Source organism: Luteibacter sp. P4_E6, assembly GCF_056401535.1.
On the sequence record NZ_JBFUJE010000618.1, the window covers coordinates 1 to 2,149 of the forward strand.

At 67.6% G+C, this 2,149-nt stretch carries 2 protein-coding genes; both read right to left on the reverse strand.

The genetic code is table 11. From position 1 onward, the window contains the following. Positions 1 to 1,748 (reverse strand): YccS family putative transporter (gene yccS, locus AC1DT2_RS21530; RefSeq protein ID WP_477298620.1); only part of this gene is annotated, 1,748 nt, incomplete at its 3' end. A 71-nt stretch (positions 1,749 to 1,819) separates the two neighbouring features. Continuing rightward, a partial coding sequence (locus AC1DT2_RS21535; RefSeq protein ID WP_477298621.1) for an SDR family oxidoreductase occupies positions 1,820 to 2,149 on the reverse strand: 330 nt, incomplete at its 5' end.

Genomic DNA, 2,149 nt, shown 5'->3' on the forward strand with positions numbered 1-2,149 from the left:
TTGCCGGCCACCGCCGCCTGGGCGGCGTGCGCGTCGCGACGGGCGACGCGATAGGGCAGGTCGTCGGACTTGCCGTTGCGGTATTGCATGGCGATGCGCTGCAGGTAGCGCCCGTAGGCCAGCAAGGCGTCGGCCACCACCTCTTCAAGGCGGCGTACGCGCCAGTCGGGCAGGACGAAGCGGATGGCCACGGCGGCGACGATAGCGCCCAGCAGGGTATCCAGCAGGCGCGGGCCGATGGCGTCGTAGCCCGCGCCGACGCGATCGAAGCAGAGCAGGACGAACAGCGTGATCACGGCGGTGGYCAGGGCGTAACGTCGCAAGCGGAAGGCGAAGAAGCCGGCACCGGTCGCGACGAGTACCGGCAGGCGCCAGTCTCCCCCGGGCAGCAGGCGAAGCATGGCCCAGCCGGCCACAAGTCCCACGGTGGTGCCGATCACGCGCTGGACGAGTCGACGGCGGGTGCTGCCGTAGCTGGGTTGGCAGACGAAGAGTGTGGTCAGCAGGATCCAGTAACCGTGGGTGGGGTGCAGCGCGAGCATGAGCAGGTATCCACCGAGCATTCCGGCGCCAAGGCGTACGGCATGACGGAAGTGCATCGAGCGCCGGTTGAGCCGGATGCGCACGCGGGCGATGGCGTCTTTCAATGACGACGGCTCGTTGCTTTGCAGCGAGGTGTCCATGTCCTGCGGCAGGTTGCCTTCGTCTTCGATGGCCGCTTGCAAGCGTTCCATGTTGTCCATCAAGGCGGAGAGCGCGTCGTCGACGGCCTCATCGGGCGGATCGCTGCGGCGGCGGTAGGCGATGGCTTCGCGGAGGTCGTCGAGTGCGGCTCGTGGTAGCGCGATGGAGCCGAGCGGCGCGATACGTCGTATGGCGTCGGCTCGCTCGCGACAGGCAATGGCCTGCAGTCGCAGCAGGCGGCCGAATCGAAACATCAGGTCGCTGTGGTAGAGCGCGTCCGCGAGTTCATCATAGGGATAGTGCGAGGAGCTGATGCGTTCGTGGATGTCCTGGGCGACGAAGAACATCGCCAGCCGTGCCGCGCTGCGTCCCCGCGGTTGGCGCCGGCCGATACGGTCGATCAAGGCGGTGCGCGCACCGGTCAGGGCTTCGACGGTGCGCAGGTTGCGTTTTGAAAACGCGATGTCGAGTGCGTCGCGGTCGAGGCCGTGCACCGGTTCGAACAGCGCCGCCTTGGCTTCGACGAGCGCGGCGAGCGACTCGAACAGGCGCGCCAGTGAGTGGCGCACGGCACGTTGTGGCGCGAGCGCGCTCCATATCAGCGAGAGCAGGCCGTACCACGCGGCACCGGCGAGGATCGCCAGCGTGCCTTCGTTGCCTGTGCCGGCCGCGGCGGCATCGGAGGCGATCATGGTGTAGACCGAAAGGATGAGCGTCGCCGTCGCGATCGTGGCGTAGCGCCCGCTGGCGGCGCCAAGCATCACGAGGATGAAGGTACCCAGTGGCAGGGCGATGGCGAAGAGGACGGGTTGGCCGATCAGGGCCTTTACCCCGGCGGCGGCAGCGGCGAAGCAGAGCAGGGTGACCACGAGGCCGCGCAGCCGACCGCGCCAGGCGTCGTCGGTCTCGGCAAGGGCGCAGGCGATGGCGCCGAGCAGGGCGGGGACGATGGCGCTGGCGGGGCCGATGAGGGTGCACCAGGCGGTGATGCCCGATAGCGCGAGGAAGGTGCGCAGGACGTCGGCGAAGCGGTCGGATTCGGCGAGGTGGCGTAGGGAGGGCATGGCCTTACTTTAGCGTTACTGCGTCGTCGCGCTGTAGCGATCGCCGATGAATCGGCTCCTACACGAGCATGTCAACAAAGGCCGCCGTTCACCGCAAGCACCTGCCGCGTGATGTAACCCGCCTCAGGACTGACCAGAAACCGCACGGCCGCCGCCACTTCTTCCGGCGTGCCGGTGCGTTCCATCGGGATGACTTTCAGGATCTGTTCGACCGGCACATCGGGGTCGAGCATGTCCGTGTCGATCAGCCCCGGTGCCACGCAGTTCACCGTGATCTTGCGCTTGGCAAGCTCCACGGCGAGTGCCTTGGCTGCGCCGATGACGCCGGCCTTCGACGCGCTGTAATTCACCTGCCCGCGGTTACCGATCATGCCGGAGACCGACGTGATGCAGACGATGCG